General features: G+C 53.6%; 23 protein-coding genes and 2 tRNA genes. 19 read left to right on the top strand and 6 right to left on the bottom strand.

The window, feature by feature from the left end:
• The first annotated feature begins 88 nt into the window (after positions 1 to 88).
• The 15 genes from folP to N5923_RS04280 all read left to right on the top strand — a co-directional run bounded on the left by folP (position 89) and on the right by N5923_RS04280 (position 15,538).
• Positions 89 to 922: a dihydropteroate synthase gene (gene folP, locus N5923_RS04345; protein WP_267142753.1), complete on the top strand. Its 834-nt coding sequence runs from the start codon at positions 89 to 91 to the stop codon at positions 920 to 922.
• A 7-nt stretch (positions 923 to 929) separates the two neighbouring features.
• Positions 930 to 2,264 carry a phosphoglucosamine mutase gene (gene glmM / locus N5923_RS04340; protein WP_267142752.1) on the top strand — a complete coding sequence of 445 codons (1,335 nt, stop codon included), beginning with the start codon at positions 930 to 932 and terminating at the stop codon, positions 2,262 to 2,264.
• 356 nt (positions 2,265 to 2,620) lie between these two features.
• A complete protein-coding gene (gene secG, locus N5923_RS04335; protein ID WP_267142751.1) occupies positions 2,621 to 2,944 on the top strand; it encodes a preprotein translocase subunit SecG in 324 nt (107 codons plus the stop codon).
• Between the two features lie 89 nt (positions 2,945 to 3,033).
• Positions 3,034 to 3,120: transfer RNA gene (locus N5923_RS04330), tRNA-Leu, on the top strand.
• A gap of 59 nt (positions 3,121 to 3,179) precedes the next feature.
• Positions 3,180 to 3,256, top strand: a tRNA-Met gene (locus N5923_RS04325).
• 213 nt (positions 3,257 to 3,469) lie between these two features.
• A complete protein-coding gene (gene rimP, locus N5923_RS04320) occupies positions 3,470 to 3,922 on the top strand; it encodes a ribosome maturation factor RimP (protein ID WP_026111740.1) in 453 nt (150 codons plus the stop codon).
• Positions 3,923 to 3,946: 24 nt separating this feature from the next.
• On the top strand, positions 3,947 to 5,434 hold the full coding sequence (gene nusA, locus N5923_RS04315) for a transcription termination factor NusA (protein WP_267142750.1): 1,488 nt from the start codon (positions 3,947 to 3,949) through the stop codon (positions 5,432 to 5,434).
• Positions 5,435 to 5,451: 17 nt separating this feature from the next.
• The gene (gene infB / locus N5923_RS04310; RefSeq protein ID WP_267142749.1) at positions 5,452 to 8,127 is read left to right on the top strand and encodes a translation initiation factor IF-2; all 2,676 of its coding nucleotides are present in this window, start codon (positions 5,452 to 5,454) and stop codon (positions 8,125 to 8,127) included.
• Positions 8,128 to 8,194: 67 nt separating this feature from the next.
• Positions 8,195 to 8,596 (top strand): 30S ribosome-binding factor RbfA, encoded by a 402-nt coding sequence (gene rbfA, locus N5923_RS04305; RefSeq protein ID WP_267142748.1) that lies wholly within the window; start codon positions 8,195 to 8,197, stop codon positions 8,594 to 8,596.
• Positions 8,597 to 8,600: 4 nt separating this feature from the next.
• A complete protein-coding gene (gene truB, locus N5923_RS04300) occupies positions 8,601 to 9,545 on the top strand; it encodes a tRNA pseudouridine(55) synthase TruB (protein WP_267142747.1) in 945 nt (314 codons plus the stop codon).
• 136 nt (positions 9,546 to 9,681) lie between these two features.
• Positions 9,682 to 9,951, top strand: coding sequence for a 30S ribosomal protein S15 (rpsO, locus tag N5923_RS04295; protein WP_267142746.1), 270 nt, complete (start codon positions 9,682 to 9,684; stop codon positions 9,949 to 9,951).
• A gap of 316 nt (positions 9,952 to 10,267) precedes the next feature.
• Positions 10,268 to 12,394: a polyribonucleotide nucleotidyltransferase gene (gene pnp, locus N5923_RS04290; protein WP_267142745.1), complete on the top strand. Its 2,127-nt coding sequence runs from the start codon at positions 10,268 to 10,270 to the stop codon at positions 12,392 to 12,394.
• A gap of 123 nt (positions 12,395 to 12,517) precedes the next feature.
• Positions 12,518 to 13,402 carry a lipoprotein NlpI gene (gene nlpI / locus N5923_RS04285; RefSeq protein WP_267142744.1) on the top strand — a complete coding sequence of 295 codons (885 nt, stop codon included), beginning with the start codon at positions 12,518 to 12,520 and terminating at the stop codon, positions 13,400 to 13,402.
• 104 nt (positions 13,403 to 13,506) lie between these two features.
• Entirely contained in the window at positions 13,507 to 13,563 is a 57-nt protein-coding gene (gene yrbN, locus N5923_RS24775; protein WP_100229640.1) for a protein YrbN, read from the top strand.
• A 16-nt stretch (positions 13,564 to 13,579) separates the two neighbouring features.
• Positions 13,580 to 15,538, top strand: coding sequence for a DEAD/DEAH family ATP-dependent RNA helicase (locus N5923_RS04280; protein WP_267145220.1), 1,959 nt, complete (start codon positions 13,580 to 13,582; stop codon positions 15,536 to 15,538).
• Positions 15,539 to 15,592: 54 nt separating this feature from the next.
• Here the strand turns inward: N5923_RS04280 and N5923_RS04275 are convergent, their stop codons facing one another.
• Positions 15,593 to 16,342, bottom strand: a complete 750-nt coding sequence (locus N5923_RS04275) for an SDR family NAD(P)-dependent oxidoreductase (RefSeq protein WP_267142742.1) — start codon at positions 16,340 to 16,342, stop codon at positions 15,593 to 15,595.
• Between the two features lie 188 nt (positions 16,343 to 16,530).
• Here N5923_RS04275 and N5923_RS04270 point away from each other — a divergent pair, with 188 nt between their 5' ends.
• On the top strand, positions 16,531 to 17,427 hold the full coding sequence (locus N5923_RS04270; protein WP_267142741.1) for an AraC family transcriptional regulator: 897 nt from the start codon (positions 16,531 to 16,533) through the stop codon (positions 17,425 to 17,427).
• A 30-nt stretch (positions 17,428 to 17,457) separates the two neighbouring features.
• Here the strand turns inward: N5923_RS04270 and N5923_RS04265 are convergent, their stop codons facing one another.
• The 3 genes from N5923_RS04265 to ubiU all read right to left on the bottom strand — a co-directional run bounded on the left by N5923_RS04265 (position 17,458) and on the right by ubiU (position 20,479).
• Positions 17,458 to 18,468 (bottom strand): luciferase-like monooxygenase, encoded by a 1,011-nt coding sequence (locus tag N5923_RS04265; protein WP_267142740.1) that lies wholly within the window; start codon positions 18,466 to 18,468, stop codon positions 17,458 to 17,460.
• Between the two features lie 128 nt (positions 18,469 to 18,596).
• A complete protein-coding gene (locus N5923_RS04260; protein WP_267142739.1) occupies positions 18,597 to 19,475 on the bottom strand; it encodes a U32 family peptidase in 879 nt (292 codons plus the stop codon).
• 8 nt (positions 19,476 to 19,483) lie between these two features.
• Positions 19,484 to 20,479, bottom strand: coding sequence for a ubiquinone anaerobic biosynthesis protein UbiU (ubiU, locus tag N5923_RS04255; RefSeq protein WP_267142738.1), 996 nt, complete (start codon positions 20,477 to 20,479; stop codon positions 19,484 to 19,486).
• A 206-nt stretch (positions 20,480 to 20,685) separates the two neighbouring features.
• On the opposite strand from ubiU, the gene ubiT reads away from it, so the two are divergent.
• A complete protein-coding gene (gene ubiT, locus N5923_RS04250) occupies positions 20,686 to 21,210 on the top strand; it encodes a ubiquinone anaerobic biosynthesis accessory factor UbiT (RefSeq protein ID WP_267142737.1) in 525 nt (174 codons plus the stop codon).
• Positions 21,204 to 21,710: a GNAT family N-acetyltransferase gene (locus N5923_RS04245; RefSeq protein ID WP_017801414.1), complete on the top strand. Its 507-nt coding sequence runs from the start codon at positions 21,204 to 21,206 to the stop codon at positions 21,708 to 21,710. Before ubiT ends, N5923_RS04245 begins: the two co-directional genes overlap by 7 nt.
• Here N5923_RS04245 and N5923_RS04240 read toward each other — a convergent pair.
• Positions 21,694 to 21,999 (bottom strand): GIY-YIG nuclease family protein, encoded by a 306-nt coding sequence (locus N5923_RS04240; protein ID WP_267142736.1) that lies wholly within the window; start codon positions 21,997 to 21,999, stop codon positions 21,694 to 21,696. The two genes, N5923_RS04245 and N5923_RS04240, sit on opposite strands and share 17 nt — an antisense overlap.
• A gap of 77 nt (positions 22,000 to 22,076) precedes the next feature.
• Between N5923_RS04240 and N5923_RS04235 the strand changes: the two genes are divergently transcribed.
• Positions 22,077 to 22,511, top strand: a complete 435-nt coding sequence (locus tag N5923_RS04235) for a YhbP family protein (protein WP_267142735.1) — start codon at positions 22,077 to 22,079, stop codon at positions 22,509 to 22,511.
• 26 nt (positions 22,512 to 22,537) lie between these two features.
• Here N5923_RS04235 and N5923_RS04230 read toward each other — a convergent pair whose 3' ends face one another.
• Positions 22,538 to 23,056 carry a type 1 glutamine amidotransferase domain-containing protein gene (locus tag N5923_RS04230; RefSeq protein WP_267142734.1) on the bottom strand — a complete coding sequence of 173 codons (519 nt, stop codon included), beginning with the start codon at positions 23,054 to 23,056 and terminating at the stop codon, positions 22,538 to 22,540.
• Between the last annotated feature and the right edge of the window lie 65 nt (positions 23,057 to 23,121).

Raw genomic sequence — 23,121 nt, 5'->3', positions numbered from 1 at the left:
ATGAACCCGGGCGGCGATATCGTCGCCCCTACGTAAACCCTCTGTAGGGGAGCCGTTATCGGCTCCCTGTTGCCAAAGGAAAATCAAAATGAAGCTGCACGCCAGAAACTCGGTTTTGGATCTCTCTTATCCACAAGTCATGGGCATTTTGAATGTCACACCCGACTCTTTTTCCGATGGCGGCAAACATAATTCACTGATTCAGGCGCTGACCCATGCGAATGAGATGATCAACGCCGGTGCGACCATTATTGATATCGGCGGTGAGTCAACCCGTCCAGGTGCGGCGGAAGTCAGCGTTGAAGACGAGCTGGAGCGGGTGATTCCGGTGGTAGAAGCTATCGCTCAGCGTTTTGAAGTATGGATCTCGGTGGATACCTCAAAGCCGGAAGTGATCCGCGAATCGGCGCGAGTGGGTGCTCACATTATTAATGACATTCGCTCATTGCAGGAGCCGGGTGCGCTGGAAGCAGCAGCGGAAACGGGCCTGCCGGTCTGTCTGATGCATATGCAGGGCAACCCACAGTCAATGCAGCAGGCGCCGCACTATGACAATCTGCTGGCGGAAGTCGATGCGTATTTTGTGCAGCAGATCGCACGTTGCACCGCGGCAGGAATTAAAAAAGAGCAGTTGCTGCTCGACCCGGGCTTTGGTTTCGGTAAGAATCTGTCTCACAATTATCAACTGCTGGCACATCTGGCCGATTTTCATCATTTCGGTTTGCCGCTGTTAGTCGGTATGTCGCGTAAGTCGATGGTAGGACAGCTGTTGAATGTCGGACCTTCGCAGCGTTTAACCGGCAGTATTGCCTGCGCGGTGATTGCCGCGATGCAGGGTGCGCAAATTGTGCGCGTACATGATGTTAAAGAAACCGTCGAGGCGATGCGAGTTGTCGAAGCGACACGATCAGCGAAGGAATAGTAACGCTATGAGTAATCGTAAGTATTTTGGTACCGATGGCATTCGCGGCAAAGTGGGTGAAACGCCGATTACCCCTGATTTTGTGCTGAAACTTGGCTGGGCGGCTGGCAAGGTGCTGGCGAGCCACGGCTCAAAGAAAATTATCATCGGTAAAGATACGCGCATTTCGGGTTATATGCTGGAGTCGGCACTGGAAGCTGGCCTTGCGGCGGCGGGACTTTCCGCGGCCTTTACCGGCCCGATGCCTACGCCAGCGGTAGCTTATCTGACGCGCACCTTCCGCGCTGAAGCGGGGATTGTTATTTCCGCCTCCCATAACCCTTTCGATGACAACGGCATTAAATTCTTTTCGATTGATGGCACTAAACTGCCTGACGATGTGGAAGAAGCGATTGAAGCCGAGATGGAAAAACCCATCACCTGCGTCGATTCAGCCGAACTGGGCCGCGCCAGCCGCATTGTTGATGCCGCAGGTCGTTATATAGAGTTCTGTAAAGGGTCTTTTCCCAGCGAACTTAGCCTGAACGGGCTGAAAATTGTGGTGGACTGCGCCAATGGCGCCACTTACCACATCGCGCCAAATGTGCTGCGTGAACTGGGCGCAACGGTAATTGCCATTGGCTGCACGCCGGACGGGATGAATATCAATAAAGAGTGCGGCGCCACCGATGTGCGGATGCTGCAGGCGCGTGTGCTGGCGGAGAAGGCCGATATCGGCCTGGCTTACGATGGCGACGGCGATCGCATTATGATGGTTGACCATCTGGGCAATAAAGTCGATGGCGACCAGATTCTGTATATCATTGCCCGTGAAGGATTGCGTCAGGGCCAGCTGCGCGGTGGTGTAGTGGGCACGCTGATGAGCAATATGGGTCTGGAGCTGGCGCTGAAGCAGCTGGGTATTCCATTTGTCCGCGCCAAAGTGGGCGACCGCTATGTGCTGGAGAAGCTGCAGGAGAAGGGCTGGCGCATCGGCGCGGAAAACTCTGGCCATGTGATTCTGCTGGACAAAACCACCACCGGCGACGGCATTGTGGCAGGTTTGCAAGTGCTTACCGCAATGGTGCGCAACCATATGACCCTGCACGATCTGTGCAGCGGTATGAAGCTGCTGCCACAGATTCTGGTGAATGTGCGTTTCAGTGGTGAAAATGATCCGCTGGAAGATGCGACAGTAAAAGAGATCACTGCTGGTGTAGAGAAAGAGTTACATGGCCGCGGTCGGGTGCTATTACGTAAATCCGGCACTGAGCCGTTGATTCGCGTCATGGTGGAAGGCGAAGATGAAGCGCAGGTGACCGCGCTGGCCCATCGTATCGCCGATGCGGTAAAGGCAGTTTAATCAATCTCTTGTAGGGGCGGCGTTCTCGCCGCCCGTGTTGATGATTAGCACGGCATCAGCGGGAGCCGATAACGGCTCCCCTACAGCGTTTCAGACCACCCTGCGTAGGGGCGGCGTTCTCGCCGCCCGTGCTGAAGATTTGCACGATAGCGGCTTTGCTGGAGCAGATTTTGCTCTTCATAATGCGTATTTGCGGTTTTTTTCCGCAATCAGTGACCGGCATTGAAATTGCACTTGCGTGTACAGGGCCCTTTGGTTAGTATTCACACCCGCTTCAGGTGGGTAATGACGACAACATCCATTTGACTGGTGTGAAGCTTTTGATGTGCGTTAATCGCGCAAGGAACAGGTTGATTATGTACGAAGCTCTTCTGGTAATTTTCCTTATTGTGTCTATCGGCCTTGTAGGTCTGATCATGCTGCAACAAGGTAAAGGCGCTGATATGGGAGCCTCCTTCGGTGCAGGCGCTTCCGGTACACTGTTTGGTTCAGGCGGTTCAGGCAACTTTATGACCCGTATGACTGCAGTGCTGGCAACCCTGTTCTTCATTATCAGCCTGGTTCTGGGTAACCTGAACAGCAACAAAACCACCAAAGGCAGTACGTGGGAAAATTTGACCGCGCCAGCACAGACTGAACAGCCTGCGCCAGCGAAACCGGCAAGTGATATCCCGCAGTAATGCAGTAATAAAGTCGTTACAGTTTTATTTCGCTGCGACAGAAAAAAAAGTCGCCGACATTCAAGTCGTAAAAAAATCGTAAAAATAGTGCCGAGGTGGTGGAATTGGTAGACACGCTACCTTGAGGTGGTAGTGCCCGATTGGGCTTACGGGTTCAAGTCCCGTCCTCGGTACCAAATCTCAGTATTACTTGCATTTATTGCATGTTCGGCGTAATATTCGCCACGTTTTCGGACGCGGGGTGGAGCAGCCTGGTAGCTCGTCGGGCTCATAACCCGAAGGTCGTCGGTTCAAATCCGGCCCCCGCAACCACTTTCCCTTAGAGTTCTTTTTCAAATATACTGTATGCATCGTATGGCGCATTCTCAGTGAGTTTTGAAAAAAATTCTTTTGGATTGTGTGCCGAGCCGCAATTGCGGCGTACAGGGTCCAGTCGCATTAAGCCCCGAATTTTCGGGGTTTTTTGTTATCAGGCTATCGTAACACTGGGCTATTAGGCCCTTTTTTTATGTCTTGGGGGTGGCCTTGTCCACATTAGAGCAAAAATTAACAGAGCTGATTTCGGCACCGGTAGAAGCGCTTGGCTACGAACTGGTAGGCATTGAGTTTGTGCGAGCTCGCACTTCCACGTTGCGCATCTATATTGATAGTGAAAACGGTATCAATGTTGACGATTGTGCTGATGTAAGCCATCAGGTGAGCGCGGTAATGGATGTCGAAGATCCTATCACTGTCGCCTATAACCTTGAAGTTTCCTCCCCGGGCCTGGAACGCCCCCTGTTTACCGCAGCACACTACGCGCAATTCGTTGGCGAAACCGTTAATGTCGTATTGCGTATGGCCGTACAAAACCGCCGCAAATGGCAGGGCATCATTAAATCTGTTGAAGGTGAAATGATCACTGTTACCGTTGAGGGTAGCGATGAAGTGTTCGCACTGACTAATATTCAGAAAGCGAACCTGGTCCCCCACTTTTAAACGTCCGGATTGAGGCTAACCAGGATGAACAAAGAAATCTTAGCTGTTGTAGAGGCAGTTTCTAACGAAAAATCTCTCCCGCGTGAGAAGATTTTCGAAGCGCTGGAGAGCGCGCTGGCCACTGCGACCAAGAAAAAATACGAACAAGAGATCGATGTTCGCGTTAGCATCGATCGGAAAAGCGGCGATTTTGATACCTTCCGCCGTTGGGTGATTGTGGACGAAGTGACACAACCGACCCGTGAAATTACGCTGGATGCAGCGCGCTATGAAGATGAATCCTTCGATCTCGGCGGTTATGTTGAAGATCAGATTGAATCTGTCACCTTCGACCGCATCACTACCCAGACCGCGAAGCAAGTTATCGTACAGAAAGTACGTGAAGCTGAGCGCGCGATGGTGGTTGATCAGTTCCGTGAGCATGAAGGCGAAATCATCACTGGCGTGGTGAAGAAAGTAAACCGCGACAACATCACCTTAGACCTCGGTAGCAATGCGGAAGCGGTTATCGTGCGTGAAGATATGTTGCCACGTGAAAACTTCCGTCCGGGTGACCGAATTCGCGGCGTGCTGTACGCTGTGCGTCCGGAAGCACGTGGTGCACAGCTGTTTGTCAGCCGCGCCAAGCCGGAAATGCTGATTGAACTGTTCCGCATTGAAGTGCCGGAAATCGGCGAAGAAGTGATTGAAATCAAAGCGGCCGCACGTGATCCAGGCTCTCGCGCCAAGATTGCGGTGAAAACTAACGACAAGCGTATCGACCCGGTTGGTGCTTGTGTTGGTATGCGCGGAGCGCGTGTTCAGGCGGTATCCAGCGAATTAGGCGGTGAGCGTATTGATATTGTGCTGTGGGACGATAACCCGGCGCAGTTCGTCATCAATGCGATGGCCCCTGCTGATGTCGCGTCTATCGTGGTGGATGAAGATAATCACACCATGGATATCGCTGTTGAAGCCGGAAACCTGGCTCAGGCGATCGGCCGTAACGGCCAAAACGTGCGTCTGGCATCTCAGCTGAGTGGCTGGGATCTGAACGTGATGACGGTCGACGACCTGCAAGCCAAGCACCAGGCTGAAGCACATGCAGCCATTGACGTCTTTACCAGACATCTTGATATCGATGAAGAATTTGCCACCGTTCTGGTTGAAGAAGGCTTCTCCTCTCTGGAAGAGCTGGCCTATGTGCCGATCAACGAACTGCTGGAAATCGATGGCCTCGATGAAGATATGGTAGAAGCGCTGCGCGACCGTGCGAAAAATGCGTTGACCACTCTGGCACTGGCAAAAGAAGAGAGCCTTGGCGATACCAAACCTGCAGATGATTTACTGAATCTGGAAGGTCTGGAGCGCGCAATGGCATTCAAACTGGCGGCAAAAGGTGTTTGCACGCTGGAAGATCTTGCTGAGCAGGGTGTTGACGATCTGTCGGATATTGAAGGCCTCAGCGATGAGCAGGCCGGCGAGCTGATTATGGCTGCGCGCAATATCTGCTGGTTCGGTGACGACGCGTAATAACAGGAAGGAACAGCATGACAGATGTAACCGTAAAATCGCTGGCCGCAGAGATTGAGACTCCGGTGGAACGCCTGGTACAGCAATTTGCTGACGCAGGGATCCGCAAGTCTGAAACCGACTCAGTGACCCAGCAAGAAAAAGAAACCTTACTGACGCACCTGAATCGTGAGCACGGCAGCGTGTCAAGTAAACTGACTTTGCAGCGCAAGACGCGTAGCACCTTGAATATTCCTGGCACCGGGGGTAAAAGTAAATCGGTGCAAATCGAAGTCCGCAAAAAGCGCACCTATGTGAAAGGCGAAACTGACGCTGAACAAGCGGAAGCAGAAGCGCTGGCGCAGCGTGAAGCGGAAGAACAGGCTCGTCGTGAAGCTGAAGAAAAAGCTAAACGAGATGCCGCAGATAAAGCTAAGCGTGAAGCGGAAGAACAAGCTAAACGTGAAGCCGCCGACAAAGCAAGGCGCGAAGCAGCGGAAAAAGATAAAGTGAGCAATCAACCTACCGACGAAATTACCCGGGCAAATCAGTCAGATAAAGCCCGTCGCGAAGCTGAAGCTGCAGAGCTGAAGCGTAAAGCCGAAGAAGAAGCGCGCCGCAAGATTGAAGAAGATGCTAAGCGCGTAGCTGAAGAGGCCCGTAAAATGGCAGAAGAGAAAGGTGAAAGCTGGACCGTAGCGTCCGAAGAGCCTGAAGATACTTCTGATTACCACGTCACCACATCTACGCATGCCCGTCAGGCTGAAGATGAAAACGACCGTAAGGTTGAAGGTGAACGTCGTAGCCGTCCGGTGAAAGCCGTGCGTCAGAAAAAAGGCAATAAACACTCAGAATCGAAAGCTGACCGCGAAGAAGCGCGCGCTCAGGTTCGTGGTGGTAAAGGCAAGCGTAAGCCAAGCACTCTGCAGCAGGGCTTCAACAAGCCAGCGCAGGCGGTTAACCGTGATGTGATCATCGGCGAAACCGTGACCGTGGCCGAACTGGCCAACAAAATGGCGGTGAAAGGCTCCCAGGTCATCAAAGCGATGATGAAAATGGGCGCAATGGCTACCATCAACCAGGTTATCGACCAGGAAACTGCTCAGATGGTCGCGGAAGAGATGGGTCATAAAGTTACCCTGCGCCGCGAGAATGAGCTGGAAGAAGCGGTAATGAGCGACCGTGACACTGATGCAGCGTTAGAATCACGCGCGCCAGTGGTAACCATTATGGGTCACGTTGACCATGGTAAAACCTCGCTGCTGGATTACATTCGCTCCACCAAAATCGCCTCTGGCGAAGCGGGCGGCATTACTCAGCACATCGGTGCTTACCACGTCGAAACCGACAACGGTATGGTGACCTTCCTTGACACCCCTGGTCACGCCGCGTTTACCGCGATGCGCGCCCGTGGTGCTCAGGCGACCGATATCGTTATCCTGGTGGTTGCGGCGGACGACGGCGTGATGCCACAGACCATCGAAGCTATCCAGCACGCCAAAGCGGCGAAAGTGCCGGTTGTGGTTGCGGTCAACAAAATTGATAAGCCAGATGCGGATGCGGATCGTGTTAAAAACGAACTGACCCAGTACGGCATCATCCCGGAAGAGTGGGGCGGCGAGAACATGTTTGTTAGCGTCTCCGCCAAAGCGGGTACCGGTATTGATGACCTGCTGAACGCTATCTTGCTGCAGGCTGAGGTGCTTGAACTGAGCGCAGTGCGTCAGGGTATGGCAAGCGGCGTAGTGATCGAATCCTTCCTGGATAAAGGTCGCGGCCCGGTTGCTACCGTTCTGGTGCGTGAAGGTACGCTGAATAAAGGCGATATCGTACTGTGCGGCTTCGAGTATGGCCGTGTGCGTGCGATGCGTGACGAATTAGGTCGCGAAGTGCTGGAAGCAGGTCCGTCTATCCCGGTTGAAATCCTTGGTCTGTCCGGCGTGCCGGCAGCGGGTGATGAAGCGACCGTGGTACGTGACGAGAAGAAAGCACGTGAAGTGGCGCTGTATCGTCAGGGCAAATTCCGCGAAGTTAAACTGGCTCGCCAGCAGAAATCTAAGCTGGAAAACATGTTCGCCAATATGACCGAAGGCGAAGTGTCCGAGCTGAACATCGTGATGAAAGCCGACGTACAGGGTTCTGTCGAAGCGATTGCCGATTCACTGCAGAAACTCTCCACCGACGAAGTGAAGGTGAAGATTGTGGGTTCAGGCGTAGGTGGTATCACCGAAACCGACGCCACCCTGGCTGCAGCGTCCAACGCTATCCTGATCGGCTTTAATGTTCGTGCTGATGCCTCTGCGCGTCGCGTGATTGATTCAGAAAGCCTGGATCTGCGTTACTACTCCGTCATCTATAATCTGATTGACGAAGTTAAGCAGGCGATGAGCGGTATGCTGGCGCCTGAGTACAAACAGCAGATCATCGGTCTGGCTGAAGTACGTGACGTGTTCAAATCACCGAAATTTGGTGCTATCGCCGGTTGTATGGTGACCGAAGGTAACATCAAACGTCATAACCCGATTCGTGTTCTGCGTGACAACGTGGTTATCTACGAAGGCGAGCTGGAATCCCTGCGCCGCTTCAAAGATGACGTTAACGAAGTCCGTAACGGCATGGAATGTGGTATCGGCGTGAAGAACTACAACGATGTGCGTCCTGGCGATATGATTGAAGTATTCGAAATTATCGAGATCCAGCGTACTATCGATTAATGGTCGCCTGAAAAAGTGACTTATTTGGGAGGCCACTGCGCCTCCCGAATTATTTGGAGAATTGATTATGGCGAAAGAATTTGGTCGCCCACAGCGTGTCTCCCAGGAGTTGCAGAAAGAGATCGCGATGATTTTACAGCGTGAGATTAAAGATCCACGTCTGGGCATGATGGTTACGGTGTCCGGCGTCGACGTCTCGCGCGACCTGGCCTATGCCAAAGTGTTTGTCACCTTCCTGAATGACAAAGATGAAGCCGCGATTAAAGCGGGCTTACGTGCGCTGGGCGACGCCTCTGGCTATATCCGCACCCTGCTGGGCAAAGCGATGCGTCTGCGTATCGTGCCTGAGCTGACCTTCTTCTACGATAACTCGTTAGTTGAAGGTATGCGTATGTCTAACCTTGTCACTAACGTAGTGAGAAACGACGATGAACGTCGTGCTCCAGCGGAAGAAGACAAGGAGGAATAGCCTTATGAGTCGTCCTCGTCGTCGTGGCCGCGATATTCACGGCGTGCTGCTGCTGGATAAGCCACAGGGCTTGTCGTCGAACGATGTGCTGCAGAAAGTAAAACGTCTGTATAACGCCAACCGCGCAGGGCACACCGGCGCGCTGGATCCGCTGGCGACCGGCATGCTGCCGATCTGTCTCGGTGAAGCCACCAAGTTTTCCCAGTATCTGCTGGATTCTGACAAGCGCTACCGCGTGATCGCCCGTCTGGGCCAGCGTACGGATACCTCCGACGCTGATGGCGTGGTGATCAGTGAACGTCCGCAGACCTTCAGTCAGCCGATGCTGGATGCCGCACTGGAAAGCTTCCGTGGCGAAACGCAGCAGGTGCCTTCGATGTATTCGGCGCTGAAATACCAGGGGCGCAAGCTGTATGAGTATGCGCGTGAGGGTATCGAAGTGCCGCGTGAAGCACGCAGCATTGTGGTTTATGAGCTGAAGTTTATTCGCTGGGAAGGCGATGAGCTGGAGCTGGAAATCCACTGCTCGAAAGGCACCTATATTCGCACCATTATCGACGATCTCGGTGAACAGCTGGGCTGTGGCGCGCATGTGATTATGCTGCGTCGTCTGCAGGTGGCGACCTATCCGTTAAGTATGATGGTCACGCTGGAGCAGCTGACTGAGCTGGTTGAGCAGGCCAATGCTGAAGGCAGCGCGTCGGCGGATAAACTTGATCCTCTGCTAATGCCGATGGACAGTCCGGCAGCGGCGTTTCCTGAAGTCAATTTGCTTACCGTTGTCGCCGCTTATTTTAAGCAGGGACAGCCGGTACAAGCTTCTGGCGTACCGGCTCAGGGCTTAGTGCGTGTCACCGAAGGTGATGAGCGTAAGTTTATCGGTATGGCGGAAATCGATGACGATGGTCGCGTTGCGCCACGTCGTCTGGTCGTTGAATATTCTGATTGAGTCATTTGCTAACGCAGGTGGCTCAGAGTAGAATAGCGCGGCTTTGTACCCTGGGTCGAGTTACTCGGGTATAACATTGGGTAGCTGAATTAGAGATCGGCGCCTGTAAATTTATCTTAATATCTGGAGTTGTAATATGTCTCTAAGTGTTGAAACTAAAGCACAAATCGTTGCTGATTTCGGTCGTGGCGCTAACGACAGTGGTTCTACTGAAGTTCAGGTTGCTCTGCTGACTGCACAGATTAACCATCTGCAGGGTCACTTCTCTGAGCACAAAAAAGACCACCACAGCCGTCGCGGCCTGCTGCGTATGGTTTCCCAGCGTCGTAAGCTGCTGGATTACCTGAAAGGCAAAGACGTTGCGCGTTACGCCAGCCTGATCGAGCGTCTGGGTCTGCGTCGCTAAGTCTGAGAATCTGTTCTGAAACGTCCGTCGGCGTTAAACTGACGAAAGCACGGCTCGATGAACAGATTCGTGCGAGTTTCGCTAAAAGGGGGCCTTTATGGCCCCTTTTTCAGAGCAATCGGCAGCATTATGTACCAAACTAATGTATTGTTGCTTAGTGTGATCTTCAGTTGCAGAGGTTCGCGCGGCTAATGAGAGGCTTTTATCCAACGGGGCGTGGATTGAAGGTTGTCATTAGTCGCGAGAATGCGAATGAAGATTAAAAATCCCCGGCAGAGCACGATGAAAGTGTCTGCTATGAGTAAAGGATATTATTTTGCTGAACCCGATCGTACGTAAATTCCAATATGGTCAGCATACCGTTACCCTTGAAACCGGTATGATGGCGCGCCAGGCAACTGCAGCTGTAATGGTTAGCATGGACGACACCGCGGTGTTCGTTACCGTTGTTGGCCGTAAACAAGCTAAACCAGGTCAGGACTTCTTCCCTCTGACGGTTAACTATCAGGAGCGTACTTACGCTGCTGGTCGTATCCCGGGCAGCTTCTTCCGTCGTGAAGGCCGTCCAAGCGAAGGCGAAACCCTGATTTCGCGTCTGATTGACCGTCCGGTGCGTCCACTGTTCCCGGAAGGTTTCGTTAATGAAGTGCAGGTTATTGCCACTGTCGTTTCCGTTAACCCACAGGTTAACCCGGATATCGTGGCAATGATTGGTGCTTCTGCTGCGCTGAGCCTGTCTGGCCTGCCATTTAATGGTCCAATTGGTGCGGCACGCGTCGGTTACATCAACGATCAGTACGTGCTGAACCCGACCAGTGACGAAATCAAAGCAAGCAAACTGGATCTGGTGGTTGCCGGTACTAAAGGCGCCGTACTGATGGTTGAGTCTGAAGCTGATGTACTGAGCGAAGATCAGATGCTGGGCGCCGTAGTTTACGGTCACGATCAGCAGCAGATTGTTATCGACCAGATTAACTCACTGGTTGCTGAAGCAGGCAAACCACGCTGGGACTGGCAGCCAGAAGCAGTTAACGAAGCGCTGACCTCGCGCATCGCTGCACTGGCTGAATCTCGTCTGAGCGATGCTTACCGCATCACTGAGAAGCAAGAACGTTACGAAAAAGTTAACGTTATCAAAGCTGAAACTACCGCAGCCCTGCTGGCGGAAGATGAGACGCTGAACGACGGCGAAATCAGCGATATCCTGCACGCTATCGAGAAAGATGTGGTGCGTAGCCGCGTTCTGAACGGCGAGCCGCGTATCGATGGTCGCGAAAAAGATATGATCCGTGGTCTGGATGTGCGTACTGGCGTGCTGCCACGTACTCACGGTTCTGCACTGTTCACCCGTGGTGAAACTCAGGCACTGGTTACCGCGACGCTGGGTACTGCTCGTGATGCGCAGAACCTGGATGAGCTGATGGGCGAACGTACCGACAGCTTCCTGTTCCACTACAACTTCCCTCCGTACTCTGTGGGCGAGACCGGTATGGTCGGTTCACCGAAGCGTCGTGAAATTGGTCACGGTCGTCTGGCGAAGCGCGGCGTGCTGGCGATGATGCCAAAACCGGAAGATTTCCCGTACACCGTACGTGTGGTATCTGAAATCACCGAATCTAACGGCTCTTCATCAATGGCTTCTGTCTGTGGCGCATCTCTGGCGCTGATGGACGCAGGCGTGCCAATCAAAGCCGCTGTTGCTGGTATCGCGATGGGTCTGGTGAAAGAGGGCGAGAAATTTGTCGTTCTGTCTGACATCCTCGGTGACGAAGATCACCTGGGCGACATGGACTTCAAAGTAGCCGGTAGCCGTGAAGGTATCACCGCGCTGCAGATGGATATCAAAATTGAAGGCATCACCCGCGAAATCATGCAGGAAGCGCTGAATCAGGCCAAAGGTGCGCGTCTGCACATTCTGGGCGTGATGGAGCAGGCTATCAGCACCCCGCGTGGCGATATCTCTCAGTTCGCTCCACGTATCCACACCATCAAGATCAGCCCGGACAAGATCAAAGATGTTATCGGTAAAGGCGGCTCGGTAATCCGTGCGCTGACTGAAGAAACCGGCACCACCATCGAAATCGAAGATGATGGCACCGTGAAGATCGCAGCAACCGACGGCGAAAAAGCGAAATACGCTATCCGTCGTATCGAAGAGATCACTGCTGAGATCGAAGTAGGCCGTATCTACAACGGTAAAGTGACCCGTATTGTCGACTTCGGTGCCTTCGTGGCTATCGGTGGCGGTAAAGAAGGTCTGGTGCACATTTCTCAGATCGCTGATAAGCGTGTTGAGAAAGTGACCGATTACCTGCAGATGGGTCAGGAAGTTCCGGTTAAAGTACTGGAAGTAGATCGTCAGGGCCGTGTGCGTCTGAGCATCAAAGAAGCGACAGAGCAACAACCTGAAGAAGCAGCCGCAGTTAACCCTGAAGCTGAATAACGATCGACCACTGAGCTCTCCATGTTCGCATGGAGAGCTGTTTCATCGCGAGGACGGGACACCTTGTGTACGGCAGGCGGATAACAGGACGTTTATCCCAATGTTTGTTTTCGGGAGTGGGAAATGAAGCCTTTTTTGCGCTGGTGTTTCGTTGCGACAGCTATATCGCTGGCAGGATGCAGCAACTCTGACTGGCGTAGAAACGACGTTCTGGCGGTTCCGCTGCAGCCCACCTTGCAACAGGAAGTCATCCTGGCGCGCATGGAACAAATACTTGCCAGTCGTGCATTAACCGATGATGAACGCGCACAGCTGTTATATGAGCGCGGAGTGTTGTATGATAGTTTAGGTTTGAGAGCATTAGCGCGAAATGATTTTTCACAAGCGCTGGCGATCAGACCGGATATGCCGGAAGTATTCAATTACTTAGGCATATATTTAACGCAGGCTGGCAACTTTGATGCCGCCTATGAAGCGTTTGATTCTGTACTTGAGCTTGATCCAACTTACAACTATGCGCATTTAAATCGTGGCATCGCCCTGTATTACGGTGGTCGATACCCGCTAGCGCAAGATGATCTGCTGGCGTTTTATCAAGACGATCCTAACGATCCTTTCCGCAGCTTGTGGCTCTATCTCGTTGAACGTGAGATGGATGTCAGTAAAGCAAAAGTCACGCTAAAACAGCGTTATGACAAATCGGACCGGGAACAATGGGGATGGAATATTGTCGAGTTCTACCTTGGCGACATCAGTGAGAAAACACTGATGGAAAGTCTCAAGGCGGACGCAACGGATAACACCTCGCTCGCTGAACATCTCAGTGAAACCAACTTCTATTTAGGTAAGTACTACCTAAGTCTGGGGGAGAAGGACAACGCAGAAGCGTTGTTCAAACTGGCGGTCGCCAACAACGTAAATAACTACGTTGAGCACCGATACGCATTGTTGGAGCTGGCGCTACTCGGCCAGACACAAGACGATTTATCAGAATCTGACCAGCAATAGCTGACGAACTTTCTTTGCCTGAATTTCTGAAATGTCATCATCTTCACGGATGAGGGCCTTTTTGTTCGTCGAAACCACTAATTTGAGCCGGTTCACACTTTTTGATGAAAATGACTGAAAATTTTCACGACGAGTTATGTAGACTGGCCGCCGCAATTTAAGAGGCTTGTGTACTACATGACTACGATCGAAACCAATGATACTGCCATTGAAACCACTTTTGCTGACCTGGGCCTGAATGCTGCCCTTTTAGAATCACTGAATGGTATGGGCTACGTAAAACCATCACCTATCCAGTTAGAGTGTATCCCACATCTGCTGGCTGGCCGTGACGTGCTGGGTATGGCCCAGACTGGTAGTGGCAAAACAGCTGCATTCTCTCTGCCGCTGTTGCACAACATTGATAGTAACCTGAAAGCACCACAGATTCTGGTGCTGGCACCTACTCGCGAGTTGGCGGTTCAGGTTGCTGAAGCTATGACTGAATTCTCTAAAAAAATGAACGGCGTTAACGTTGTTGCCCTGTACGGCGGCCAGCGTTATGACGTTCAGCTGCGTGCACTGCGTGCGGGTCCACAGATTGTTGTGGGTACCCCGGGTCGTCTGCTGGATCACCTGAAACGCGGTACGCTGAACCTGTCCAGCCTGCGTGGACTGGTGCTTGACGAAGCTGATGAAATGCTGCGTATGGGCTTTATCGAAGACGTTGAAACGATTATGGCGCAGATCCCGGAAGGTCATCAGACCGCTCTGTTCTCTGCAACCATGCCAGAAGCGATTCGTCGTATTACCAAACGCTTTATGAAGGATCCGCAGGAAGTGCGTATCCAGTCCAGCGTAACCACTCGCCCGGACATCAGCCAGAGCTACTGGACTGCATTTGGTCGTAAGACTGATGCTCTGGTGCGCTTCCTGGAAGCAGAAGACTTTGATGCGGCGATTATCTTCGTGCGTACCAAAAACGCGACCCTGGAAGTGGCTGAAGCGCTGGAGCGTAGCGGTTACAACAGTGCAGCACTGAACGGTGATATGAACCAGGCACTGCGTGAGCAGACGCTGGAGCGCCTGAAAAGCGGTCGCCTTGATATCCTGATTGCGACCGATGTTGCGGCACGTGGTCTGGACGTTGAGCGTATCAGCCTGGTAGTAAACTATGATATCCCTATGGATTCAGAGTCTTACGTTCACCGTATCGGCCGTACCGGTCGTGCAGGTCGTGCTGGCCGTGCGCTGCTGTTCGTTGAGAACCGCGAGCGTCGTCTGCTGCGCAACATTGAACGCACCATGAAGCTGACTATTCCGGAAGTAGAACTGCCTAACGCAGAACTGCTGTCCCAGCGTCGTCTGGCTAAGTTCGCGGCGAAAGTTCAGGTTCAGCTGGAAAGCAGCGATCTGGAACAGTACCGTGCGCTGCTGGCTAAAATGCAGCCGGAAGAAGAACTGGATATGGAATCTCTGGCCGCAGCTCTGCTGAAAATGGCACAGGGCGAACGTCCACTGATTCTGCCACCAGATGCACCACAGCGCCCACGTCGCGAATTCCGTGACCGTGACGATCGTCGTGATGACCGTCGTCCTGAGCGTGGCGATCGTGCTCCACGTGAAGCGCGTGGCGAACCTCGCGGTGACCGCGATGGCGCACCACGTCGTGAGCGTCGTGAAGTTGGTGATATGGAACTGTACCGCATTGAAGTTGGCCGTGATGATGGTGTTGAAGTTCGTCACATCGTTGGCGCCATTGCTAACGAAGGCGATATCAGCAGCCGTTACATTGGTAACATCAAGCTGTTCGGTACCCATTCAACTATCGAACTGCCGAAAGGTATGCCAGGTGACATTCTGTCCCACTTCACCCGTACTCGTATTCTGAACAAGCCGATGAATATGCAGTTGCTGGGCGATGCGGTTCCACGCAGCAACGATCGTCCAGAGCGTAGCGGTGGCGGCGATCGTCGTCCTGCTGGCGGTGGTCGCGGTGGTTTCGGCGGCGGTGCGGGTCGTGAAGGCGGTCGTGATGGCGGCGCTCCACGTCGTTTCAGCGACCGTCGTGAAGGCGGCGGCGCAGGTCGCAGCAGCACCAGCCGTGGTCCACGTCAGGATGGCGGCAGCGCACCAACTCGTCGTCGTGATGCATAATCACTGACGCAAATAAAAAAACCAGCCTGCGGGCTGGTTTTTTTTTTTGCCTGATTAGCGCCAGCCTCCAGAGGTCAGCAGCCGTTCGCCGCTGACATAGGTAGCCTCTTCTGAAGCCAGAAACAGCGCCACGCGTGCCACATCCTCCGGGATGCCAAAACGGCCTAATGGTGTCATGGCGATAAGCTGTGCTTTAAACTCGGGTTTAAGCATCTCTGAAGCCAGCAGCCCCTCGGTAATAATGCAGCCCGGTGCGATCGCATTAACCCGAATATTCTTTGGCCCCAGCTCACGTGACAGTCCCTGGGTGATGCTGTCTATCGCTCCTTTGGTGGCGGCATAAAGCACTGCGCCAGGCGCGACATTCTTGCTGCTCACCGCACTCAGATTGATAATGCAGCCACCGCCATCGCCAAAATATTCCACCGCCTGTTGACTGACCAGCAGGGTGCCAAACACATTGACTGCAAATTGTTGCTGCATCTCCGCTTCGGTGATGTTGCTAAAGGGCGAGCGGTGAAACACCCCGGCGTTATTGACCACAATATCCGGCTTGCCATACTCGGTGTACGCCGTTGCAAACAGGCGTTTAACATGGTCGGCGCGTGAGACGTCAGCCTGAACCGCAATCGCTTCGCCACCTGCCTCGACGATATCGCTGACCACATCTTCGGCGCCCACTTCATCATGCAGATAATTTACCACCACGCGCGCGCCTGCAGCGGCAAACATAATTGCAATGCCTGCGCCTATGCCTTTCGATGAGCCCGTCACCAGGGCGACTTTTCCTGCGAGTGCTTTCATCGTTTCTCTCCTGCATTAATTCGCTGGTTTAATGTCGATAAAATATGCAATCGAAGCAGGCTGAGGGGTTAGCGTGATCCTGCAAGCTTTTTGCACAATCCTGCAAACATACGCCGGAAGGATTTTCTCACCGTGGGGTTTCAGTACAATAAGCCTCCTGAGCATCAACAGATCAGCAGGCTAATGGCATGAATATCCAAAGCCCTCAGTGGCAGGAACTGATTAACCTGATTGCCCATTTCGCCACCAAGGATGGGGTGGTCAATACGGCAATCGATTTTCTCTACTTTGGCCGCCGCTCTTCACCCTCGCAGCCGATGCATATTTCGCAATGGGCCAGTTTTGCGCTGGTGGCGCAGGGCGAAAAGGCGCTGCGTCTCGGCGATGAAACCTATGTCTATGGGCCAGGCGATCTGTTGCTGGCATCAATGGATATGCCGGTAAGCTCCTGTATCACACGCGCCAGCGCCGCCGAGCCTAATCTGGCGGTGGCGATCACCATCAACCCCCTGCGGCTGCAAAAGTTTATTAACGCGATGCCCGCCGAGCTGCATTCGGCGGTACCGAAAATCACGCGTGGCATCACCGTCAACCGGGTGTCTGAAGCGCTGCTGGATGCGGTTGTGCGTCTGATTAAATTGCTGCACCGCCCGGAGGATATCGCCATGCTGGCGCCGCTGATTGAGCAGGAGATTTTTTACCGTTTGCTCACCGGCCCGGAGGGGCCACGCTTACTGAATATCGCTCTGGCGGAGCGGCCCGGCAATAAAGTGGCGCAGGCGGCCAGCTGGCTGCGTGAAAATTTTCATCAGCAACTGAAAATTGATCAACTGGCCAGCAGTGTTGGCATGAGCACTTCGTCGCTGCATCACCACTTTAAAGCGGTCACTGCGATGACGCCGATGCAGTATCAGAAACAGCTGCGGCTTAACGAAGCGCGCCGTTTAATGCTGCTGGAAAAAATGGATGCCGGAACCGCCGGTTATCAGGTGGGTTATCAAAGCGCATCACAGTTTAGCCGCGAATACAGCCGCTTTTATGGCACGTCACCGACGCGTGATATCAAAATGCTGGGGCAGGAATAACAGGTGCTTCGGGCGAAGCACCTGTGAAGGTTACAGCGACTGAGCCGCCTGCATTGCCAGTTCAAACGAGCGCAGACGCGCCTGCGTATCGAAGATCTGGCCGTTAACCATAATCTCATCTGCCTGGGTTTCACGAATCAGTGAAGCCAGACCACTGCGTACTTTGTCGCTGTCACCAATCACCGACATACTCAGTGCCTGCTGCACGCCATACTGTTCCGACGGTGACCACAGGTTATCCATATTTTCCACCGGCGCCGGCAACGGACCCGGCTTGCCGCGACGCAGATTGATAAACTGCTGCTGCATTGAGGTAAACAGGAAGCGGGCGTCACGATCGCTGTCAGCCGCCACCACATTGACGCACACCATGGCATACGGCTTCTCCAGTCGGGCGGAAGGCTTAAAGCTGTCACGATAGATTTGCAGCGCCTGGAACAGCATATCCGGGGCAAAGTGTGAGGCAAAAGCAAAAGGCAGGCCCAGTCTCGCCGCCAGCTGAGCGCTATACAAACTGGAACCCAGCAGCCACACCGGGATCTTCAGCCCAAGACCCGGAACCGGCTGTACCGGCGGCTGCTCGTCTGCCCCGGCGTCAAACCAGTTCACCAGCTCGGCGACATCCGCCGGGAAACTATCGGCCTGCGCGCTGGAGAGATGACGACGCAGCGCCATCATGGTGCGCTGATCGGAACCTGGCGCGCGACCCAGCCCAAGATCAATACGACCCGGATAGAGCGACTCCAGCGTGCCAAACTGCTCAGCAATCACCAGTGGTGCGTGGTTAGGCAGCATTACGCCGCCGGAGCCGAGACGTAGCGTGGTGGTGCCTGCGGCCAGATAGCCAATCAGCACGGAGGTCGCGGCACTGGCGATCCCGGTCATATTGTGGTGTTCAGCCAGCCAGTAACGGTGATAGCCCAGCTTTTCTGATTGCTGCGCCAGCGCCAGTGATGAGTGGAAAGCCTCGCGTGCTGTAGAGCCTTGTGGGATCGGCGCTAAATCGAGCACCGATAAAGGAACAGATTTTTTCTCAGACATGGGAGCTCGCTTTTTAGCTGCGCGACGAACGGGTTCGCCTGCTATTAATAAATATCAGTATCTCAGTAACCCTATTAAAACTGTATTTATATATACCGGCTTTACACCCTGTGCCATCACTCTGCTGCTTACTCCTGCAGCACCAGTCCCGCCAGGTTGCGCCAGTAACCATTACAGTCATTACGCTGCGCCATCATTAGTGGCGCTGTGCCATGCTGGTTGGCGCGGAAACGGTCAATTAACGCCAGTGTTTCATGGCTTTCTGGCGACAATCGCAGAATATCGACCATACCCTGCATCGAAATCTGATCGTTAGCCAGGTTGTAGCAGTAGCCGCTCATGGTCTGAATGCCGTTAAGCACAAATACCTGCTGATTCTCCTGCGATAACACGCGTCGACCCTGAGGATAGTTGATACAGCAGGTTTCACACTCATCTTTGGCGCGATTTTCCGATCGGGCGGTAAAACAGCGGGCGGAAAGTGCCAGCGGCAGATGGCCATAGCCCATCACTTCCACTTCTAACTGCTGGCGGATGCCCAGACTTTCACTCTGCTGGAGAATATTTGCCAGCCAGTCGCGCGATAATTCTGGCGGCATACACCAGCGCGTCATTCCCTGTTTCAGCAACATGCGCAAGGTGACGGCGTTATAACAGTTTAACGCCAGGCCAGCGACAAACGGCAGTTTTTGCTCAGCCGCGAGATTGACCGTGCCAAGATCGTTGGCCTCCACCAGAAACTCGCCGTTATCGACATAGCGTTTTATCTCCCTCAGCTCCGAGGGCGACTGCACCAGCGCCAGCGTGCTGAACACCACTTGTTTGCCGCTGTCGCGCAGCATATGGGCGATATTCAGCCAGTCACTGAATTTGGTAGCGCGGCGCTTACTGCATACCGCTTCACCGAGATAGACAATTTCCGCACTGCTGGCGGCGGCGGCCTGGTAAAAAGCATTCAGCTGTTCAGTTGGCCAGTACCACAGCACTGGCCCTAATGCATATTTCATGGTGATTCCTACTGCCATTTACGGTGATAAGCGCCAAGCGTGGTTTGCGTGCCTTCCGACAGCGCACCCAGCGCCTGCATCCACTGCTGTTCCACCAGAAAGTCATCCGGTGTCGCCAGGCAACGATCGATCGCCTGACGCCAGATGCGCGTCACTTCTGCCACATAGGCCGGACTGCGCTGACGTCCCTCAATCTTCACCGAGGCGATATTGGCCCGCAGCAGCTCCGGCAGCAGCGCCAGTGTATTCAGGCTGGTTGGCTCCTCCAGCGCGTGATAGCGCATCTCATCGACGAGATAGCGTCCTTTGCATAGCGTCGGGTAGCCTGCGTTCTCATCGGCGGCGTAGCGGTCGATTAACACCTCGTTAAGCCGCGACTCCAGTCCGGCGGCAGTCTGCTGCCAGCGCACAAAACGCGCCGGTGAGCAGGCGCCGACGGTATTAGGTGATTCCCCGGTCAGCCATGAAGAGAGATAACAGCGGCCTTCCGCCATAATGCACAGGCTGCCGAAGGCAAACACCTCCAGCGGCACCGGCGTGACGCGCGCCAGCTGACGCACCTGATGCATCGACAGCACGCGCGGTAACACCACGCGCGAAACGGCAAAGTGGCGATGATAAAACTTTATCGCCTCCAGATTGGTGGCGGACGCCTGCACTGAGACGTGGCGCTCAATCTGCGGATAGCGTTCGGCGGCATACTCCAGCATCGCCAGATCGGCAAGGATCAACGCATCTGCGCCAAGATCGGCCGCCATATCGACCGCACGCTGCCAGCGCTGATAAGCGTCGGGATGGGCGAAGGTATTAATCGCCACATGCAGCTTGCGTTTACGCTGATGCACAAAGCGCGCGGCTTCCTGTAAGCGCTTCCCGGTAAAGTTAAGACCGGCAAAATGACGGGCGTTAGTATCGTCTTTCAGGCCGATATACACTGCATCTGCACCATTCTCGATGGCCGCTTTCAGCGCGGGAAGATTACCCGCCGGGCATAGAAGTTCCATGATTTCTCTCTGGAATAAGCAATAACAGCGGATGATTTTAGACGCGTGGCGCAAGACAAATTTTGATTTAAGGCAGCGAATGGCGTATTGATTGTGCAGTGGCGGTTTAAAAAGCTTAAAGTTCGCACTGTTCCTTGATCCTGCTGCCGGACGTCACGGACAGATGTGGCAAAATAGCTGAAATTTTTTCGTAAGGAGTGTTAATAGTGTTGAACCAGCTTCGTGCGCAGTGCGTACAAAAAGGCCCGCAGCTTCTGCGCTTTCCGCTACAACTCACCCCTTTCGCGATCAAAAAACGGCTTTTGCAGCAGTTACTGAACTGGCAATTTCATCATGCTTTGGCCGAAGGTGAGTTAAACTTTCTGGAAGGGCGCTGGTTGGGGGTGGAGATCCGCGATCTCGACCTGCGCTGGTCGGCCAGCGTGGTCGGTGGTCAGCTGGTAGTGAGTGACAGCCAGCAGCCAGACGTCTGGTTTCGTGGTGACGCAAACGATCTGCTGCTGATTGCAGCGCGTAAGCGTGACCCGGATACGCTATTTTTCCAGCGTCGGTTGGTTATTGAAGGTGATACCGAACTGGGGCTTGAGGTAAAAAACGTAATGGATGCAATTGAACTGGAAATGATGCCAACGCCGCTGCGTATCGGACTGATACAGCTGGCACAATTTGTTGAGACTGGAATGAATAAGGACGCGAATTCGACGGCGAATCGCGCAGGTGCATCATGTTAATTCGGACAGAGATTGGCGTTGATGCTGCGGGCATCGACAGCCTGCTGCGCCGCTGCTTTGCCACTGCGGCGGAAGCGGAGCTGGTGCAGCAACTACGCGAAGACGGCTTGCTGACTCTCGGTGTGGTGGCGACCGATGATGAAGGACAGGTACTGGGCTATGCCGCATTTAGTCCGGTAGAGCTGCAGGGCGAGGATAAACAGTGGGTTGGCCTTGCGCCGCTGGCGGTAGATGAAAGCGTCCGTCAGCAGGGTATCGGTAAGCAGCTGATTTACGAAGGGCTGGATACCTTAAATGAATTTGGCTACGCCGCGGTAGTGGTGCTCGGCGATCCCGATTTCTATGGCCGTTTTGGTTTTGAACCGGCGGCGCGCCATCAGTTACATTGTAAATGGCTGGGCACCGAGGCGGCATTTCAGGTGTATAAACTGGCAGATGATGCGTTTGTCGGTGTGGAAGGGCAGATCGAATTTTCGGCGCCGTTTAACCGTTTCGATTAGCCAGCCAGTCGCTCAGTGATTCAGGCTGGCTGGCAACCAGTCTGATTTTATCCTGCCTTTTAAGCTGTTTGACCTGATACTCCAGCTTCGATGCGCTGGAGCGATCCCCGGCATCACAATAAAACATCAGCGCCAGTGGCCCCTTGCCGCGTAGCGCTTTGGCGCCTTTACCTTCCTGATGCTGACGCAAGCGACGCGCCACATCATTGGTAATGCCGGTATAGAGCACGCCGCTGGCGGTGCGCAGAATATAGAGCTGCCACAGGGCTGGCAGGGTGTCGCTACTCATGGTTAATCTCAACTGGCGATAATCTGTTAGCATTGTACCCGCAAAATCATCACTTTCCCTGCCGTCACGGAGTCATTTTGTCTGAATCTGAATCACTTACTGCTATCGTTCGCTATCTGAAAAAACAGCATGTGCTGTCGCTGTGCTGTGGTGACGCACAGGATCTCTGGTGCGCCAACTGTTTCTACGTATTTGATGCCGAACGGGTGGCGTTCTGGTTGATGACCGAGCCTGATACCCGTCACGGTGCTTTGATGCAGCGGCAGGCGCTGGTGGCAGGCACGGTTAATGGCCAGCCGAAAAGCGTATTGCTGATTAAAGGCGTGCAGTACCGCGGGCAGATTATGGTATTAAGCGGTGAAACTGAAGCGCGCGCCAGAGCCGCTTACTGCAAGCGTTTTCCGGTAGCCAAAAAGGTGTCGGCGCCGCTGTGGGAAATCCGTCTGGATGAGCTGAAAATGACTGATAACGCGCTGGGCTTTGGCAAAAAACTGTTGTGGCAACGGGGTTAGCGGCCGGGCGCACCCGGCCTGCTGGCTTACAGACTTAAAATACGCAGTGATTCCCGATTAAACGCCGGTAAGTCTTCCGGTGTACGGCTGGTGACCAGTTTGTCATTGTCGACCACCACCTCTTTATCATAAAAATCAGCCCCGGCATTTTTCAAATCGACAGCAATCGCTTTTACTGAGGTCATCTTGCGGCCGCGTACGCCACTGGCGCTGATTAACAGCTGCGGGCCATGGCAGATAGCAAATATTGGTTTTCCGCTGGCAACAAACGCTTTGGTGAAGGCGACAAAACGGTCGTCACCGCGCAGGCTGTCGGGCGAATGGCCGCCAGGCAACAGCAACGCATCGAACTCTGCGGCATCGACATGATCAATATCCTTATCGATTTTTACCGTTGCCTTCCCCTGTTTGCCGGTGATGGTTTTACCCGCCTCTTTTTCAATGGTCACCACTTCATAACCCGCTTTAGCATAAGCTTCTGCGGGAGAGGTAAATTCCGAGTCTTCAAATTCATCGGTAATCAGCACCGCAATTTTCTTGCTCATCTTCTCCTCCGGTTTATATTGAATCGATGATTAAGTCTGGTTGAGAATCCTGAATTCGCAATGAT

Source organism: Winslowiella arboricola, assembly GCF_025527015.1.
Lineage (GTDB): Bacteria > Pseudomonadota > Gammaproteobacteria > Enterobacterales > Enterobacteriaceae > Erwinia > Erwinia arboricola.
The sequence above is the reverse complement of the archived record's forward strand: the minus strand, read 5'-3'. Positions and strand labels throughout refer to the sequence as shown.